Below are 15,026 nucleotides of genomic sequence, written 5' to 3' on the forward strand. Positions count from 1 at the left end.
CCCCGGCGAGCGGGGGCGGCACCGCTCGGCGGCGGGCGCACGGCTCAGTCGAGGCAGAACTCGTTGCCCTCGACGTCCTGCATCACGAGGCACGACTCGTCGAACCCGTCGGCGAGCATGAGCCGGACCTTCCGGCCGCCGAGCGCCGTGAGCCGGTCGCACTCGGCCTCGAGCGTCGCGACCCGCTCGTCGCCGACCAGGCCCGTGCCGACCCGCACGTCGAGGTGCACGCGGTTCTTCACGACCTTGCCCTCGGGCACCTTCTGGAAGAACAGCCGCGGACCGGCCCCCGTCGGGTCGACGATCGCGAACGCGGCGTCGCGGCGCTCGGGCGGCAGCGCCTCCACGAACGCGTCCCACGAGTCGAAGCCCGCGGGCGGCGGCGGGACCACGTACCCGAGCACCTCGCACCAGAACCGCGCGACCGTCTCCGGCTCCGCGCAGTCGAACGTGACCTGAACCTGCCTGACCTGAGCCATCGCCCCAGGCTAGGGGCGGGGCGTCGTCAGGGCGCGGGCTGCCCCGCCGTCACAGCGCGCGCTCCAGCACGTAGTCGTCCTCGACGCGCGACCCGACGGTGAAGTGCTTCGTCCCGACGACGGCGAACCCCGACCGCTCGTAGAACGCCCGCGCCCGCCCGTTCTGCTGGTTGACGCCGAGCCACATGCCCGCGGCACCGCGCCGACGGCCCTCGTCGAGCGACGCGGCCATGAGCGCGTGCGCGACACCGGCGCCGTGGTGGTCGGGGTGCACGTAGCACTTGGACAGCTCGATCGTCGGGCGGATGGTGAGCGCCGCGCGCACGTCGTCGTCCGCCGGCCCGCCCTCGACGAGCATCGTGTACCCAGTCAGCGTCCCGTCCTCGTCGGCGACGAGCACTGCGCGCGCCGGGTCCGCGACGTAGTCGGCGAACCGCGCGGGCGACAGGACCGCCGCGATGAACTCCTGCTGGTCCGCCGCGGTCGACCCGGGCGGGCAGGCGAGCGGGAAGGTGACGGCCGCGAGCGCGGCGAGCGCGTCGACGTCGTCGGTCGTGGCGGGACGCACGGGCATGCGCGCCAGCATAAGGACGCCGAGCGTCGTGCCCGCGCCCCGGTCCGGCGACCGGTCCGGCTCGGCGAACGGTCGCGGGGTCCGACGAGCGGTCAGGAGCCGCCGCGCAGCGAGCGGCGGACGGCTCGGACGACCAGGCCCACCGCCCACGCGAGCCCCGCGAGGCTCGCGGCGTTGATGCTGCGGCGCGCGGTCCGGCCGCGGCTGCTGCGGAACTCCCGGACGGGCCACCCGACCGACGCGGCGTGCCGGCGCAGGCGCCGGTCGGGGTTGATCGCGCACGGGTGCCCCACCTCGGACAGGATCGCGACGTCGTTCGTCGAGTCCCCGTAGGCGTACGACTCCGCGAGGTCGATGTGGTCGCGCTCGGCGAGGGCCCGCACCGCGTCGGCCTTCGCCTGCCCGTGCAGCAGGTCCCCGACGAGCCGCCCGGTGTAGAAGCCGTCGTCGTGCTCGGCGACCGTGCCGAGCGCCCCCGTGACGCCCAGGCGGCGCGCGATGACCTCGCCGATCTCGACCGGCGTCGCGGTGACCAGCCAGACCTCATGACCGGCGGCGATGTGGTCGTCGAGCAGCCGCTGCGTGCCGGGGTAGATGCGCAGGCAGAGGACCTCGTCGTAGACGTCCTCGGCGATCGCCGTCACCTCGGCGACCGAGTGCCCGCGCATGATCTCGAGCGCGCGCGAGCGGACCTCGTCGATCTGCTGCTTGTTCTCGCCGAACGCGAGGTACCGCGCCTGGTGCACGCCGAACCGCAGGATGTCGCGCTTGCGGAAGAACCCGCGCCGGTACAGACCGACCGCCAGGTGGAACGACGACGCGCCCCGGATGATCGTGTTGTCGACGTCGAAGAAGGCGCCTGTGCGGATCTCGTCCGACCCCGGCTCGGCAGCGACGACCGGGACGTCCGCGGGAGCCTTGGCGACGCCCACCTCGGCGATCACGCGCGCGGTGGGGTGGGGCATGAGTGGTGTGGGTCTCAGTACAGTGGCGGGGTGCCATCTGTGCGAGGACGCGCGCGCGGTGGTCGCCGACGTGTGCGCGCGGACGGGTGACGCGTGGGTCGAGGTGGACGTCGACGCCCCGGACGGTGCCGCCGACGGGCGCGACCTGGTCGCGGAGTTCGGCGAGCTCGTGCCCGTCGTGCAGGTCGACGGCGTGACGCAGGGCTACTGGCGGATCGACGCGCGACACCTCGAGCGGGCCCTTTCCCGTCCCCGGTCGACGCCCTAACCTGTGCTGACGGCCGGACCGACGGCCGGTCGGGGGCTTGCGGGAGTCGACGTGGACACGCATGGCACGGCACCCCGGACGCGCGGCGCGGCGAGCGAGCCCGCGGGGTCCGGCGGGGGACGGGCGCGGACGGTGCCGCCCGCGACGGTGGCACGGCTGCCCGGTTACCTGCGCGCGCTGCACGCGCTCGCGGCCGAGGGGGCGGTGCTGACGTCGTCGGACGAGCTCGCGTCGCGCGCGGGCGTGGGCTCGGCGCAGCTGCGCAAGGACCTGTCGTTCCTGGGGTCGTACGGCCGCCGCGGGGTCGGCTACGACGTCGCGCACCTCTCGGAGCAGGTCGAGGTGGTGCTGGGCCTGACGACGCAGCGCCGCGTGGTGATCGTCGGCGTCGGCAACCTGGGGCACGCGCTCGCCAACTACTCGGGGTTCGCGGAGCGCGGCTTCGCGGTCGTGGGTCTCGTGGACGCCGACCCGGCCGTGGTGGGGACGACGGTCGCGGGGCTGGTGGTGCAGCCGTTCGACGAGCTGCACGCGCTGGTCCGCGCGAACGGCGTGTCGATCGGGGTGATCGCGACGCCGGCGGCGGGCGCGCAGGCGGTGTGCGACGCGCTGGTCGAGGCGGGTGTCGTCGGCATCCTGACGTTCGCGCCGCGGGCGTTGCAGGTGCCGGCCCACGTCGACGTGCGCGCGGTGGACGTGGCCTCGGAGCTGCAGATCCTCGCGTTCCACGACCAGCGCCGCACGGGGACCTGGGAGGCGTGACCCGCTCGGCTGCGCGGACGACGGAGCCCCGCCCACCTGGGTGGGGTGGCGGGGCTCCGTGCGGGGGTCCCGGTGTGCGGGACGGGGGCTCAGCCCTGGCGGATGGCCGAGACGTCGAGCGCGATGACGACCTTGTCGGCGACCAGGACGCCGCCGGCCTCGAGGGCCGCGTTCCAGGTCAGGCCGAAGTCCTTGCGCGAGATCGTGACGGTGGCCTCGAACCCGGCGCGCGTGTTGCCGAACGGGTCGACCGCGGTGCCGTTGAACTCGGTCGCGAGCTCGACGGACTGCGTCACGCCGTGGATGGTGAGGTCGCCGACGATGACGTAGTCGCTGCCCTCGCCGCGGATCTCGGTCGAGACGAAGGTCCACTGGCCGAACTTCTCGACGTCGAAGAAGTCGCCCGACTTGAGGTGGCCGTCGCGGTTGGCGTCGCCGGTCGAGACGGTCGACGGGTCGAGCGTGACGGAGACGGAGGTGTCGGCCAGCGTCTCGCCGACGGTGATGGTGCCCTCGGAGACGGCGACCGAGCCGCGCACCTTGGAGATGCCCGCGTGGCGGACCGTGAAGGAGGCCTCGGTGTGGGAGGCGTCGACGGCCCAGACGCCGGTGGTGAGGCCGGTGGGCAGGGCGGTGGCGGTGGCGGTCATGTGGAGCTCCTCAGTCGTTGAACGGTCAACTACCCCTGTTAGTTGACGATTGAACTACACTTGTCACCAGAGCGCAACACCTGTCCGAGAGGGAGCACGTGATGAGCACCACGGAGCCCGCGCCGCGCGGCGGCTGGCTCACGGCCGAGCAGCAGGTCCACTGGCGGTCGTTCCGGTCCGGCGTCGCCCGCCTGACCGCCGTCCTCGAGCACGAGCTCGAGGCGCGCACCGGCCTGTCCACGCACGAGTACGAGGTCCTCGTCCGGCTGTCCGAGCAGCCCGGCCGCACCATGCGCATGTCCGAGCTGGCCGACGGCATCGTGCACTCGCGCAGCCGCCTCACGCACACCGTCCGTCGCATGGAGGACGCCGGCCTCGTGCAGCGCGCCCCCTGTGCCGAGGACGCGCGCGGCGTCAACGCGACCATGACGGAGGCGGGCTGGAAGCGGCTCGTCGACGCGGCGCCCGAGCACGTGCAGTCCGTGCGCGACCACCTGGTCGACGTCCTCACGCCCGAGCAGTTCGCCGCGCTCGGCGCGGCCATGCAGGTGGTCGCCGACCGGATCGTCGGCGGCGGGTGCGACGACGACGACGCGGGTGTCCCGTGTCACGTCGCCTGACGGCCGGATCCGTCCGGGGCACCCAGCCGGGTTTGCGACACTGACCCCTATGGTCGCCACCACCGTCCACCTGCTGCGCCACGGCGAGGTGCACAACCCCGACGGCGTGCTGTACGGGCGCCTGCCGGGCTACCACCTGTCCGAGCGGGGCCACGCGATGGCGCGCGCGGTCGCCGACGCGCTCGCGGGCGAGCCCGGGACGGCGGGCGCCCCCGGTCGCCCCCGGCACGACGTCGTCGCCGTCATCGCCTCGCCGCTGCAGCGCGCGCAGGAGACCGCCGCCCCCATCGCCGCCGCGTTCGGGCTCGACGTCGGCGTCGACGAGCGGCTCATCGAGGCCGCCAACCACTTCCAGGGCAAGACGTTCGGCGTCGGCGACGGGTCGCTGCGGCACCCCGAGCACTGGCCCTACCTGCGCAACCCGTTCAAGCCGTCGTGGGGCGAGCCGTACCAGGAGCAGGTCGACCGCATGCTCGCCGCGGTCGCCGACGCGCGCCGCCAGGCCCGCGGTCACGAGGCCGTGCTCGTCAGCCACCAGCTGCCCGTCTGGGTCACGCGCCTCGCGCTCGAGAACCGCCGCCTGTGGCACGACCCGCGCCGCCGCCAGTGCAGCCTCGCGTCGCTGACGTCCCTGCGCTACGAGGACGACCGCCTCGTCGGCGTGGGCTACTCCGAGCCCGCCGCCGCGCTGCTGCCCGGCGCGTCCCACGTGGCGGGGGCATGACCGTGCGCCGCGCCCTCCTCCCGACGGGCCTGTCGACCGCGAGCCGCCCGGCGCCGGACCGTCCGTCCGTGGCGCGTCGGTCTCGCGCGCTCGCCCGCACCGCCGCCGCGCTCGCGGTCGTCGCCGCGCTCGCCGCCGGCTGCACGTCCGCGTCCGACGGCGACGCGCCCGCCGACGTCGTCGACCAGGGCTACCAGTCCGGCGACGGCAGCGCGACGACGTGGACCGCGGCGGACCGCAAGGGACCGGTCGAGATCGCCGGCACGGCGTACGACGGCAGCGCGCAGGACGTCGCGGACTGGCGCGGCGACGTCGTCGTCCTCAACACCTGGTACGCGAACTGCCCGCCGTGCCGCGCGGAGGCGCCCGACCTGGTCGCGCTCGCGAACGACTACGCCGACGACGGCGTGCGCGTGCTCGGGATCAACGGGACCGACGCCGCCGGGGCCGCCGACGCCTTCCAGCGCCAGTTCGACGTGCCCTACCCGAGCATCGAGGACACCGACGGCACCGCGATCGCCGCGCTCCAGGGCGTCGTCCCCGTGAACGCCGTCCCGACGACGATCCTGCTCGACCGCGACGGCAAGGTCGCCGCGCGCATCCTCGGCCTGGCCGAGGCGTCGACGCTCCGCACGCTCGTCGACGACCTCCTCGCCGAGCAGCCGGGCGGCGCCGCGTCGTGACCGCCGCCGTCGTCGTCCCCGCCCTCGCCGCCGGCGTGCCCGTCGCGGCCGACGTCGGCGACGTCTTCGGCCAGGCGGTCGTGTCCGGCTCGCTGCTGCTCGCGGTGCCGGTCGCGCTCGTCGCGGGACTCGTGTCGTTCGCGTCGCCGTGCGTCCTGCCGCTCGTCCCGGGCTACCTGGGCCTCCTCGGCGGGATGTCCGGGGCCGGGCCGTCGCGCTCGGGCCGCGCGGGCGCGACGACGCCCTCCGTCGGGACGACCCCGGGCACCGGGGGCACCGCCGTCGCGGCCGACGACGCGGCGACCGGCGACGAGGGCGCGGCCGCGCGCGCCACGACCGCCACCGCGGAGCGGCTCGCGCCCGCCCGCTCGCGGGTGCTGCTGGGCGTCGGCCTGTTCGTCGCCGGGTTCACGGCGGTCTTCGTCGCCTACGGCGCGCTCGCCGGCTCGCTCGGGGGCCTGCTGCTGCGCTGGCAGGACCCGGTCACGCGCGTGCTCGGGCTCGTCGTCATCGTCATGGGCCTGGGGTTCCTGGGCCTGATCCCGTTCCTGCAGAACGAGCGCCGCCTGCACCTCGCCCCCCGCGCGGGCCTGTGGGGAGCACCGCTGCTGGGCGTGACGTTCGGCCTCGGGTGGACGCCGTGCATCGGCCCGACGCTCGCCGCGATCCTCACGCTGTCCCTCGACGGCGGCTCGGCCGGGCGCGGCGCGCTCCTCGCGGTCGCGTTCTGCGTCGGCCTCGGCCTGCCGTTCCTGCTCGTCGCGCTCGGGCTCGAGAGCAGCACGCGCATGGTCGGCTTCCTGCGCCGCCACCGCCTCGCGATCATGCGCGTCGGCGGCGCGATGCTCGTGGTCCTCGGTCTCGCGCTCGTGACGGGCGTGTGGGGAACGTGGGCGTCCTGGCTGCAGGGTGTCCTGACGGGCTACGACCCCTTCGTGCCGGTGGTGTGACGTGACGACCTACCGCCCCGAGGGCCTCGACGACGCGTTCACGCAGCCGACCGACGCGCCCGACACCGGCGACGGCGGCTCCGCGGGCGCCCCCGTCCAGCTGCCGACGCTCGGCTTCACGGGCTGGCTGCGGTGGGCCTGGCGCCAGCTCACGAGCATGCGCGTCGCGCTGCTCCTGCTCATGCTGCTCGCCGTCGCCGCGGTGCCCGGCACCCTGTTCCCGCAGCGGGTGCAGGACCCGGCCAAGGTCGCCCAGTACCTGCTCGACCACCCGACGACCGGCCCGTGGCTCGACCGCCTCGGCTTCTTCGGCGTGTACTCGTCGGTCTGGTTCTCGGCGATCTACCTGCTGCTGTTCGTGTCGCTCGTGGGCTGCATCCTGCCCCGCACCAAGGTGCACCTCGCGGGGGTCCGCGGCCGCCCGCCGCGAACGCCGCGCCGCCTCGGCCGGTTCCCCGCGCAGGGCGGCGGGACGACGGACGACGACGCGCGCGCCGTCGCCGAGCGCGCCGCCGCCACGATGCGCCGCGGCTGGACGTGGCTGCCGTTCGTCCCGACGTACCGCGTCGACGTGCACGACGAGGGCGGTGGGACGTGGTCGGCCGCGGGGGAGCGCGGGTACCTGCGTGAGACCGGCAACCTCGTGTTCCACCTCGCGCTCGTCGGGCTGCTCGTGTCGGTCGCGACCGGCCAGCTGCTGCACTACCGCGGTCAGGCGATCGTCGTGCAGGGGCGCGGGTTCGCGAACGCGCAGGTCGACTACGACACGTTCGAGAACGGCACCGCGTTCGACCCGTCGACGCTCGTCCCGTTCACGCTGCGGCTCGACGAGTTCGACGCGCGGTTCGACCCCGAGACGCTCCAGTCCCGCGACTTCACGGCGCACGTCACGCTCACCGAGCCCGGCGACGCGCCGCAGGAGCGGACCATCAAGGTCAACCACCCGCTGACCGCGGGCGGCGCCAAGGTGTACCTGCAGGGCAACGGCTACGCGCCGGAGCTCACGGTCCGCGACGCGGCGGGCGAGGTCGCGTTCGCGGGTGCGGTGCCGTTCCTGCCCCAGGACGAGGTCTACACGTCGCGCGGCGTCGTCAAGGTGCCCGACGTGTCCGGCGACCAGGAGCAGATCGGCATCGTCGGCTACCTCCTGCCCACGGCGACGCAGGTCAGCGACACCCTGTACCGCTCGACGAACCCGCAGCCCGACGAGCCGCTGCTCGTGCTGTCCGTGTGGTCCGGCAACCTCGGGCTCGACACCGGTGTGCCGCAGAACGTGTACGAGCTCGACGAGTCGCGCATGGAGCAGGCGGTCGACGCCGACGGGAACGCGGTCACGCTGTACGTCCGGCCCGGCGAGACCGTCGAGCTGCCCGACGGCCTCGGGACCCTGGCGTTCGACGGCCTCCCGCGGTTCGTCGCGCTCGACCTCCGCCACGACCCGGCGCTCCCGTTCGTGCTCGTGTTCTCCCTGCTCGCGTTCAGCGGGCTCGCCGCGAGCCTGTTCGCGCCGCGCCGCCGCGTGTGGGTCCGCGCGACCCCGGGGACCGGTGACGACGCGGGACGTACAGTGGTCACCGCGGCGGGACTCGCCCGCGGCGACGACGTCGGCCTGCAGCCCGAGCTCGACCGTCTGCTCGCGGCGACGCTGCCGAGCACGACGACCGCACCGCCCGCGCCGGACCCGGAGGCCCCCGCCGACCCGGGCTCCGCCACGACGACCCCGTCCGCCCCGACCGTCCTCCGAGGAAGCGCGACATGACCACCGGTGACCTCTCCACGCTGCTCGTGTGGGCCGCGGCGACCGCGTTGACGATCGCGCTGATCGCGTACGCCGCCGACCTCGCGCGCATCGCCGACTCGACCCAGGGCCGCGCCGCGGCGAAGGCGGGGGCCCGCACCGCGGTCGCCGCCGGCGGCGGCTCGGTCGCGGTCGCGGAGGCGCCCCCGGCGGCACCCGCGGGCTCCGCGAAGGCCGAGGGCATCGCGCGCTCGACGACGTACCTGGGGATCGCGCTGCTGTTCGCGGGCGTCGTGCTGCGCGGGGTCGCCGCCGGTCGGTGGCCCACCGCGAACATGTACGAGTTCACGATCGTCGGCGTGCTCGTCGCGGTGTCGGTCCTCGCCGTCGTGCAGCAGCGGCGCGTGATCGCGTTCCTCGGGGTGCTCGTCACGGGCATCGCGGTGCTCGCGCTCGTGCTGGCCCTCAACGCCTTCTACATCCAGGCCGACGCGGTCCAGCCCGCCCTGCACTCCTACTGGCTGATCATCCACGTCGGCGTCGCGATCATCGCGACCGGCATCTTCACCGTCGCGTTCGCCGCGTCCGCGCTGCAGATCCTCGCCGACGTGCGCGCGTCCGGGCCCAAGCCCGTCGACGCCCCGCGCGCCTGGACCGACGGGATGCGCCGCGCGGTCGTCGGTCCGCGGTTCGCGTGGGTCGACCAGGTGCCCTCGCCGCGCGACCTCGAGGCGCTCGCCTTCCGCCTCAACGCGCTCGGCTTCGTGCTGTGGACGTTCACGCTCATCGGCGGCGCCATCTGGGCCGAGCACGCGTGGGGCCGGTACTGGGGCTGGGACCCCAAGGAGGTCGGCACGTTCGTCGCGTGGGTCGTCTACGCGGCCTACCTGCACGCCCGGACGACGCGCGGCTGGAGCGGCCGCCGCGCCGCGTACTTCGTGTTCGTGGGCTACGCCGTCGTGCTCGCCAACTTCACGGTCGTGAACCTCGTGTTCACCGGCAAGCACTCCTACTCGGGCCTCTGACCGGACCGACCCTTCCGGCCTGGTCACGCCGATGGTCCGGCGCGGGCGGCCGGGCGGTGGCGCGGCGGCCAGGCTCAGGACGTGGGGGAGCCGTCGCCCGTGCCCTGCTCGCGGCGACGGCGGTCCTCGTCGAGCTTGCGCAGGAAGTCGGGGTCGTCGTCGGGCGCGACCGGCCCGGTGCGGCGTCGCGGCGTCCACGTCGACCCGCCCGGCGCCGAGCCGCCGCCGCTCGCGCCGCCGGCCTGGCGGGCGGCCGCACGGCGACCGCGGCTGACGAGGATCCACACGATCGCGCCCAGGACGGGCACGAGGACGACGAGCGCCATCCACAGCACGGGGTGCACACCGAGCCGCTCCTCGTCGGAGCTGCGGGAGATGTCGAGCACGCTCCACACGACGAGGCCGACCACGATCACGAACGCGAGGTAGCGGGCCATCCACCCACACTAGGCGCGGAGCGGTCCCGGTGCCGTCCTAGGCTGGTGGGGTGCCCGTCGCGCTCTACACCCTCTACCGGCTGCTGCTCTTCGCCGCGTTCCTCGGCCTGCTCTGGTTCGCCGGGATGCGGTCCTGGCTCGCCGTCGTCGCCGCGGCGCTGCTCGCCTGGATGGCCGGCTACGTCCTGCTGCGCACGCCGCGCGACGCGGCCGTCGCCTGGATCGCCGCCCGCGAGGAGCGGCGCACGCGCGCGGGGACGAAGGGGCGTTCACGCGCGGAGCAGGACGCCGACGTCGAGGACGCGGCCGTCGACGCCGCCGGCGCGGCACGCACCGACGACGACGCGTCGGACGGCGGGAAGCCCACCGCCTGACGCGCTCCGTCAGATCGCCAGGCCGAGCCCCAGCAGGATCCCGAACGCGAGCTCGAGCATCCCGGTGCCCGCGAGCACGGGCACGAGCGCGCGGCCCCGCGCGCCCAGCAGCACGACGCCGGCCAGGATGCCGGCGGGTGCGAACAGCGGCAGGACGAGCAGCGCCCACGGCGCGGCGACCGCGCACGCCGCTCCGAGCGCGACGGGCACGAGGACGAGCGCCGCGTACACCCGCCGCGCCTTGTACTCGCCGAGCCGCACCGCGAGGGTGCGCTTGCCGACGAGGGCGTCGGTGGGAACGTCGCGCAGGTTGTTGACCATGAGCAGCGCGCACGCCAGCAGCCCGACGGCCACGGCGCCGAACCACGCGGTCCACGGCAGCTCCAGGGCCTGCGTCCACGTCGTGCCGAGCACGGCGACGAGCCCGAAGAACACGAACACGCCGACCTCGCCGAGCCCCCGGTAGCCGTACGGGTTGCGCCCGCCCGTGTAGGTCCAGGCTGCCGCGATCGCGAACGCGCCCACCGCGAGCAGGAACCACTGCGACGTCACGACGACCAGCGCGAGGCCGAGCAGTCCGGCGACGGCGAACGACAGGAACGCCGCCGCGCGGACCGCGCGCGGGCTCGCGGTCCCGGACGCGGTGAGGCGCAGGGGGCCGACGCGGTCGACGTCCGTACCGCGGATGCCGTCGGAGTAGTCGTTGGCGTAGTTGACGCCCACCTGCAGCGCCAGCGCGACACCGAGGGCGAGCGCCGCCCGGCCGAGGTCGGCCTCGTCGAGCTGCGCCGCGGCGCCCGTGCCGACCAGCACCGGTGCGGCCGCCGCCGGCAGCGTCCTGAGCCGTGCACCGGCCACCCACTCGCGTGCGGTCGTCACGCGCCGCTCCTTCCGGTCGGTGCGGGCGGGACGCCCGCGTCGTCGTGCACGCCCGTGGAGGTCGTGCGCTGCATGCCCTCGCGCGGCGGCGAGGTCGTGCGGTCGTCGCGGCTCGTGGGGCCCGCCCCGCGTCCGGATCCCGCCGCGCCGACGCCGGGCGTGTCGGTCCCGGTCGCACCGACGGCGAGCGGGTCCGTCGCGGTCGGGCCGGCGCCGAGCGCGTCCGTCGCGAGCCTCGTGACCGCCGCGCGGTCCACCTTGCCCGGGCCGCGCAGCGGCAGCTCGCGCACGGCGAGGAGGTGCCGGGGTGCGCTCGGGGGTCCGAGCCGGCGCGCGACGGCCTCCCGCACCGCGTCGAGCGTCGGCACGTCGCCCTCGCGTGGCACCACCACCGCGACGACGGCCTGGCCCCACTCGGCGTCGGGCACGCCGACGACGCACGCCTCGCGCACGCCGTCGAGCCCGGCGAGCACCGCCTCGACGGCCGCGGGCGCGACCTTGGCGCCGCCGGTCACGAGCACGTCGTCGGCACGTCCCAGCACCGCGAGCACGCCGTCGTCGAGCCGGCCGAGGTCGTGCGTGCGCAGCGCGCGACGGCCGTCGGGCAGGGCGACGAAGGCGTCGGCGTCCAGGTCGGGTCGGCCGCGGTAGCCGTCGGCCAGCACGGGCCCGGACAGCAGCACCCGCCCGGCGTCGTCGAGCGTGACGTCGACGCCCTCGAGCGGGACCCCGTCGTACACGCAGCCGCCGCACGTCTCCGTCATGCCGTACGTCGTGACGACGCGCACCCCGGCCGCGTGCGCACGCGCCAGGACGTCGGGCGCGGTCGCCGCACCGCCGAGCAGCACCGCGTCGAACGTCGTCAGCGCAGTCGTCGCCGCGGGGTCGTCGAGCAGCCGCACGAGCTGGGTCGGGACGAGCGACGCGTACCGCCGGTCGGTGGTCCCGAAGCCCGTGACCGCCTCGACGAACGCCGCGGGACGGAAGGGACCGGGAGGCACGACGACGGGCGCCGTTCCGGCCAGGACCGAGCGGGCGAGCACCTGGAGCCCCGCGACGTGGTGCGTCGGCAGCGCGAGCAGCCACCGTCCCGGTCCGCCGAGCCGGCGCTCGGTGGCCGTCGCCGAAGCCCGCAGGGCGGCGCCCGACAGCAGGACCTCGCGCGGCTCGCCCGTGGACCCCGACGTGCGGACCACGACCGCCACGCGCTCGTCGACGTGCGCGGCCTGCGTGGCAGCCGGCCGGGGCGCCGCGGGCCCCGCGGAGGTGGTCACGGGCCGCGCGCGCGTGGCGGCCGGGCGCACGTCGGCCGCGGCCGCCGAGGCGTCGGGCTGCTCGCCGAGGTCGGGGGAGGCGAGGGGCCGCACGGCCGGGCCCGTCCCGTCGAGGGCCGCGGCCAGCGCGTCGAGCAGCGCGTGCGCGGGCACGTCGCGCAGGGGCCGGGTCACGCGCCCAGCCTAGGTGCCCGTCGGCGAGCCGCCTGCCGCCCGGCCCGGACGCCACGTGGCGGCAACTAGAGTGACCGGCGGTCCGCCCCCGAAGGAGCCCTCCGTGCCTCACCTCCCCGCCCGTCCGACGCTGCGCCTCGGTGCGGTCCTCGTCGTCGCGGTGCTCACCGTCGGTGCCTGCGCGTCGGGGCCGAGCACGCCCGAGCGCACGACGCTCACGCAGGAGCCGATCGTCGAGGTCGCCAAGGCCGCACCGCCCGCCGTCGTCGTCCCGCCGCGCTGGCCCCTCACGGGCGAGGCGGCGGAGGCGGTCGTCGACCGGCCCGCGATCGCGGTCAAGATCGAGAACCCGCGCGAGGTGCGCCCGCAGACGGGTCTCGACCAGGCGGACGTCGTGTGGGAGCAGGTCGTCGAGGGCGGCATCACGCGGTTCGTCGCGGTCTTCCACTCGCAGGTGCCCGCCGAGGTGGGGCCGGTCCGCTCGATCCGCCCGATGGACCCGGCGATCGCCGCACCGCTGCACGGTGTCGTGGCGTTCTCCGGCGGTCAGCAGGGATTCGTGCGCGAGCTCGCGCAGTCGGGCGTGCAGGTCATGAGCCAGGACGGCGGCGCCCCCGGCTTCTACCGCAAGAAGGGCGTCCTGCCGGCGCCGCACAACGTCTACGGCACGCCTGCGACGTGGTGGGAGAACGCCGACGCGGGCCACCGCGCGTCACCGCCCGCGCAGTTCGCGTTCGCGCGTCGCGCGGAGCAGTCGACCGTCCTGACTGCGGGCACGCCGGCGACGCTGCTCGACCTGCGGCTCTCGGGCTCGTCGCACCCGCGGTGGACGTTCGACACCGCGAGCGGGACGTGGCTGCGGTCGGAGGGCGACACCCCGGCGACGGCGCGGTCGGGCGCGCGGCTGGCGGCGCGCAACGTCGTCGCGCTGCGGGTCCAGCTCGTCGACTCGGGCACGAAGGACCCCGCCGGGAACCCCGTGCCGGAGACGGTGCTGGTCGGCACGGGCGCGGGGACGGTGGTCAGCGGCGGCAAGGCGCTCGAGGTCACGTGGTCGAAGCCCGCGACCGACGCCGCGCTCGCGCTCACCGGTCCGGACGGCTCGCCGGTCACCCTCGCGCCCGGCGTGACGTGGGTCGAGCTGGTGCCGGCGTCGTCGGGCAGCGTCACCGTCTCCTGACCGCCGCCCCCCGCGTCGGGGCGCGCTGCGTCGGCCCCGCATGCGCAGTCGACGGACGCGCGCGGCGCGCGACCCGGGGATCGCCGGCGCCGACTGCGGGGCACGCCCGCCGCGCTCGTGAACCTGCGCGGGGCGCCGTGACACAGTGGTCCGCGTGACGAGGACGACGCGGGACGCGACGAGGGCACGACGAGGACGACCCGGGCGCGCGACGCTGCGCTGGGGCCTGCCGCTGGTCGGTGCGGTGCTCGCGCTCGCGGCCTGCGGCACGTCGGCCGAGCAGACGCCGCCGCCGACGCCCGTCACGGAGCGGCCGTCGATCGCGCCCGACAAGGGTGCCGCGCCGGCGCCGGTCGTCCCCCCGACGTGGCCCCTCACGGGCGTGCCGGGCGAGCCGGCCCAGCGGGCCGCGCTGGGCGTCAAGATCGAGAACACCGCGGTGGCCCGCCCGCAGACGGGGCTCGAGCAGGCGGACGTCGTGTGGGAGACGATCGTCGAGTTCGACGTCTCCCGGCTGGTCGCGGTGTACCACTCGCAGGTCCCGGCGGAGGTCGGACCGATCCGGTCCGTGCGGCCCATGGACCCGGCCATCCTCGCGCCGACGCACGGCCTGATCGTCTTCTCGGGCGGGCAGCCGGGGATCCTCGCGCTGGTCGAGGAGAGCGGCCTGCAGATGATCTCGCACGACGCGGGCGCGGACGGGCTGTACCGGACGCGCGACCGCGCGGCGCCCCACAACGTCTACGGCACGCCCGAGGTGTTCTGGGCGCAGGCCGACGCGAACCACCAGGCACCGCCCGGCGAGCAGTTCACGTTCGCGCGTAGCGCCGACCGGGCCGCGGCGGCCGTGGCCGGATCGCCCGCCACGACGCTCGACTTCCGCCTGTCGGCCGCGTCGAACCCGCGCTGGTCGTGGGACGGGGCCTCGGGCACGTGGCTGCGGTCCGAGGGGCAGACGCCCGCGACGGCGCGCAGCGGCGCGCGGCTCTCGGCGGTCAACGTCGTGTCGATCACGGCCCCGCACCCGAACACGCAGTTCGGCGCGCAGGGCGGCGCACCCGTGCCGACCTACGAGCTCGTCGGCTCGGGGGACGGCGTCGTGGCGACGGGCGGGAAGACCGTCGCGGTGCGGTGGCAGAAGGACGCGCAGGACGCACCGATGCGGCTCTTCCTGCAGGACGGGCGCCCCGCCGACCTCGCACCGGGCAACACCTGGGTGGAGCTGGTGCCGGCCGCGTCCGGGTCGTTGACCGTCGGCTGACGTCGTCGC

Annotated in this window: 18 protein-coding genes; 11 read left to right on the plus strand and 7 right to left on the minus strand. The window is 75.7% G+C overall.

Going from position 1 to position 15,026, the window contains the following annotated elements; all coding sequences use genetic code 11:
* Nucleotides 1-44 precede the first annotated feature (44 nt).
* The 3 genes from OMK64_RS11720 to OMK64_RS11730 all read right to left on the minus strand — a co-directional run bounded on the left by OMK64_RS11720 (nucleotide 45) and on the right by OMK64_RS11730 (nucleotide 2,018).
* The gene (locus tag OMK64_RS11720) at nucleotides 45-479 is read right to left on the minus strand and encodes a VOC family protein (protein WP_272728561.1); all 435 of its coding nucleotides are present in this window, start codon (nucleotides 477-479) and stop codon (nucleotides 45-47) included.
* A 49-nt stretch (nucleotides 480-528) separates the two neighbouring features.
* Nucleotides 529-1,053, minus strand: a complete 525-nt coding sequence (locus OMK64_RS11725) for a GNAT family N-acetyltransferase (protein ID WP_272728562.1) — start codon at nucleotides 1,051-1,053, stop codon at nucleotides 529-531.
* Between the two features lie 92 nt (nucleotides 1,054-1,145).
* Nucleotides 1,146-2,018, minus strand: a complete 873-nt coding sequence (locus tag OMK64_RS11730; RefSeq protein ID WP_272728563.1) for an HAD family hydrolase — start codon at nucleotides 2,016-2,018, stop codon at nucleotides 1,146-1,148.
* On the opposite strand from OMK64_RS11730, the gene OMK64_RS11735 reads away from it, so the two are divergent.
* Nucleotides 2,017-2,286 carry a glutaredoxin family protein gene (locus tag OMK64_RS11735; RefSeq protein ID WP_272728564.1) on the plus strand — a complete coding sequence of 90 codons (270 nt, stop codon included), beginning with the start codon at nucleotides 2,017-2,019 and terminating at the stop codon, nucleotides 2,284-2,286. The two genes, OMK64_RS11730 and OMK64_RS11735, sit on opposite strands and share 2 nt — an antisense overlap.
* Nucleotides 2,287-2,337: 51 nt before the next feature.
* Nucleotides 2,338-3,048 (plus strand): redox-sensing transcriptional repressor Rex, encoded by a 711-nt coding sequence (locus OMK64_RS11740; protein ID WP_272728565.1) that lies wholly within the window; start codon nucleotides 2,338-2,340, stop codon nucleotides 3,046-3,048.
* Nucleotides 3,049-3,137: 89 nt separating this feature from the next.
* Here the strand turns inward: OMK64_RS11740 and OMK64_RS11745 are convergent, their stop codons facing one another.
* Nucleotides 3,138-3,698 carry a YceI family protein gene (locus OMK64_RS11745; protein WP_272728566.1) on the minus strand — a complete coding sequence of 187 codons (561 nt, stop codon included), beginning with the start codon at nucleotides 3,696-3,698 and terminating at the stop codon, nucleotides 3,138-3,140.
* A gap of 101 nt (nucleotides 3,699-3,799) precedes the next feature.
* Between OMK64_RS11745 and OMK64_RS11750 the strand changes: the two genes are divergently transcribed.
* The 6 genes from OMK64_RS11750 (at nucleotide 3,800) to ccsB (ending at nucleotide 9,438) form a co-directional block, all read left to right on the plus strand.
* Nucleotides 3,800-4,318 carry a MarR family winged helix-turn-helix transcriptional regulator gene (locus tag OMK64_RS11750; RefSeq protein ID WP_272728567.1) on the plus strand — a complete coding sequence of 173 codons (519 nt, stop codon included), beginning with the start codon at nucleotides 3,800-3,802 and terminating at the stop codon, nucleotides 4,316-4,318.
* Between the two features lie 49 nt (nucleotides 4,319-4,367).
* Nucleotides 4,368-5,042: a histidine phosphatase family protein gene (locus OMK64_RS11755; RefSeq protein WP_272728568.1), complete on the plus strand. Its 675-nt coding sequence runs from the start codon at nucleotides 4,368-4,370 to the stop codon at nucleotides 5,040-5,042.
* A 68-nt stretch (nucleotides 5,043-5,110) separates the two neighbouring features.
* Nucleotides 5,111-5,725, plus strand: coding sequence for a TlpA family protein disulfide reductase (locus OMK64_RS11760; RefSeq protein WP_272728569.1), 615 nt, complete (start codon nucleotides 5,111-5,113; stop codon nucleotides 5,723-5,725).
* Nucleotides 5,722-6,675, plus strand: a complete 954-nt coding sequence (locus OMK64_RS11765) for a cytochrome c biogenesis CcdA family protein (protein ID WP_374694088.1) — start codon at nucleotides 5,722-5,724, stop codon at nucleotides 6,673-6,675. The genes OMK64_RS11760 and OMK64_RS11765 overlap by 4 nt, the downstream gene beginning before the upstream one ends.
* A gap of 1 nt (nucleotide 6,676) precedes the next feature.
* Nucleotides 6,677-8,434, plus strand: a complete 1,758-nt coding sequence (gene resB / locus OMK64_RS11770; RefSeq protein ID WP_272728570.1) for a cytochrome c biogenesis protein ResB — start codon at nucleotides 6,677-6,679, stop codon at nucleotides 8,432-8,434.
* Nucleotides 8,431-9,438, plus strand: a complete 1,008-nt coding sequence (ccsB, locus tag OMK64_RS11775) for a c-type cytochrome biogenesis protein CcsB (RefSeq protein ID WP_272728571.1) — start codon at nucleotides 8,431-8,433, stop codon at nucleotides 9,436-9,438. Before resB ends, ccsB begins: the two co-directional genes overlap by 4 nt.
* Nucleotides 9,439-9,512: 74 nt before the next feature.
* Here the strand turns inward: ccsB and OMK64_RS11780 are convergent, their stop codons facing one another.
* Nucleotides 9,513-9,875 (minus strand): PLDc N-terminal domain-containing protein, encoded by a 363-nt coding sequence (locus OMK64_RS11780; protein WP_272728572.1) that lies wholly within the window; start codon nucleotides 9,873-9,875, stop codon nucleotides 9,513-9,515.
* A gap of 50 nt (nucleotides 9,876-9,925) precedes the next feature.
* On the opposite strand from OMK64_RS11780, the gene OMK64_RS11785 reads away from it, so the two are divergent.
* The gene (locus OMK64_RS11785) at nucleotides 9,926-10,249 is read left to right on the plus strand and encodes a DUF4229 domain-containing protein (protein ID WP_272728573.1); all 324 of its coding nucleotides are present in this window, start codon (nucleotides 9,926-9,928) and stop codon (nucleotides 10,247-10,249) included.
* Between the two features lie 9 nt (nucleotides 10,250-10,258).
* On the opposite strand, the gene OMK64_RS11790 is transcribed toward OMK64_RS11785, so the two are convergent.
* A complete protein-coding gene (locus OMK64_RS11790) occupies nucleotides 10,259-11,128 on the minus strand; it encodes a 1,4-dihydroxy-2-naphthoate polyprenyltransferase (RefSeq protein ID WP_272728574.1) in 870 nt (289 codons plus the stop codon).
* On the minus strand, nucleotides 11,125-12,576 hold the full coding sequence (gene menE / locus OMK64_RS11795; RefSeq protein ID WP_272728575.1) for an o-succinylbenzoate--CoA ligase: 1,452 nt from the start codon (nucleotides 12,574-12,576) through the stop codon (nucleotides 11,125-11,127). Before menE ends, OMK64_RS11790 begins: the two co-directional genes overlap by 4 nt.
* Before the next feature lie 103 nt (nucleotides 12,577-12,679).
* Between menE and OMK64_RS11800 the strand changes: the two genes are divergently transcribed.
* Complete coding sequence (locus tag OMK64_RS11800; RefSeq protein ID WP_272728576.1) at nucleotides 12,680-13,756, plus strand: DUF3048 domain-containing protein; 1,077 nt, start codon at nucleotides 12,680-12,682, stop codon at nucleotides 13,754-13,756.
* Nucleotides 13,757-13,910: 154 nt separating this feature from the next.
* Complete coding sequence (locus tag OMK64_RS11805) at nucleotides 13,911-15,017, plus strand: DUF3048 domain-containing protein (protein WP_308201782.1); 1,107 nt, start codon at nucleotides 13,911-13,913, stop codon at nucleotides 15,015-15,017.
* The last annotated feature ends 9 nt before the right edge of the window (nucleotides 15,018-15,026 follow it).

Origin of the sequence: Cellulomonas fimi (genome assembly GCF_028527925.1) — a bacterium.
Lineage (GTDB): Bacteria > Actinomycetota > Actinomycetes > Actinomycetales > Cellulomonadaceae > Cellulomonas > Cellulomonas fimi_C.

Excerpts from the sequence above, each read along its gene's own strand:
- OMK64_RS11730 (WP_272728563.1), bottom strand. The coding sequence starts at position 2,018 with ATGCCCCACCCCACCGCGCGCGTGATCGCCGAGGTGGGCGTCGCCAAG.
- OMK64_RS11780 (WP_272728572.1), bottom strand. The coding sequence starts at position 9,875 with ATGGCCCGCTACCTCGCGTTCGTGATCGTGGTCGGCCTCGTCGTGTGG.
- OMK64_RS11755 (WP_272728568.1), top strand. The coding sequence starts at position 4,368 with ATGGTCGCCACCACCGTCCACCTGCTGCGCCACGGCGAGGTGCACAAC.
- OMK64_RS11745 (WP_272728566.1), bottom strand. The coding sequence starts at position 3,698 with ATGACCGCCACCGCCACCGCCCTGCCCACCGGCCTCACCACCGGCGTC.
- OMK64_RS11735 (WP_272728564.1), top strand. The coding sequence starts at position 2,017 with ATGAGTGGTGTGGGTCTCAGTACAGTGGCGGGGTGCCATCTGTGCGAG.
- OMK64_RS11750 (WP_272728567.1), top strand. The coding sequence starts at position 3,800 with ATGAGCACCACGGAGCCCGCGCCGCGCGGCGGCTGGCTCACGGCCGAG.
- OMK64_RS11725 (WP_272728562.1), bottom strand. The coding sequence starts at position 1,053 with ATGCCCGTGCGTCCCGCCACGACCGACGACGTCGACGCGCTCGCCGCG.
- ccsB (WP_272728571.1), top strand. The coding sequence starts at position 8,431 with ATGACCACCGGTGACCTCTCCACGCTGCTCGTGTGGGCCGCGGCGACC.
- OMK64_RS11720 (WP_272728561.1), bottom strand. The coding sequence starts at position 479 with ATGGCTCAGGTCAGGCAGGTTCAGGTCACGTTCGACTGCGCGGAGCCG.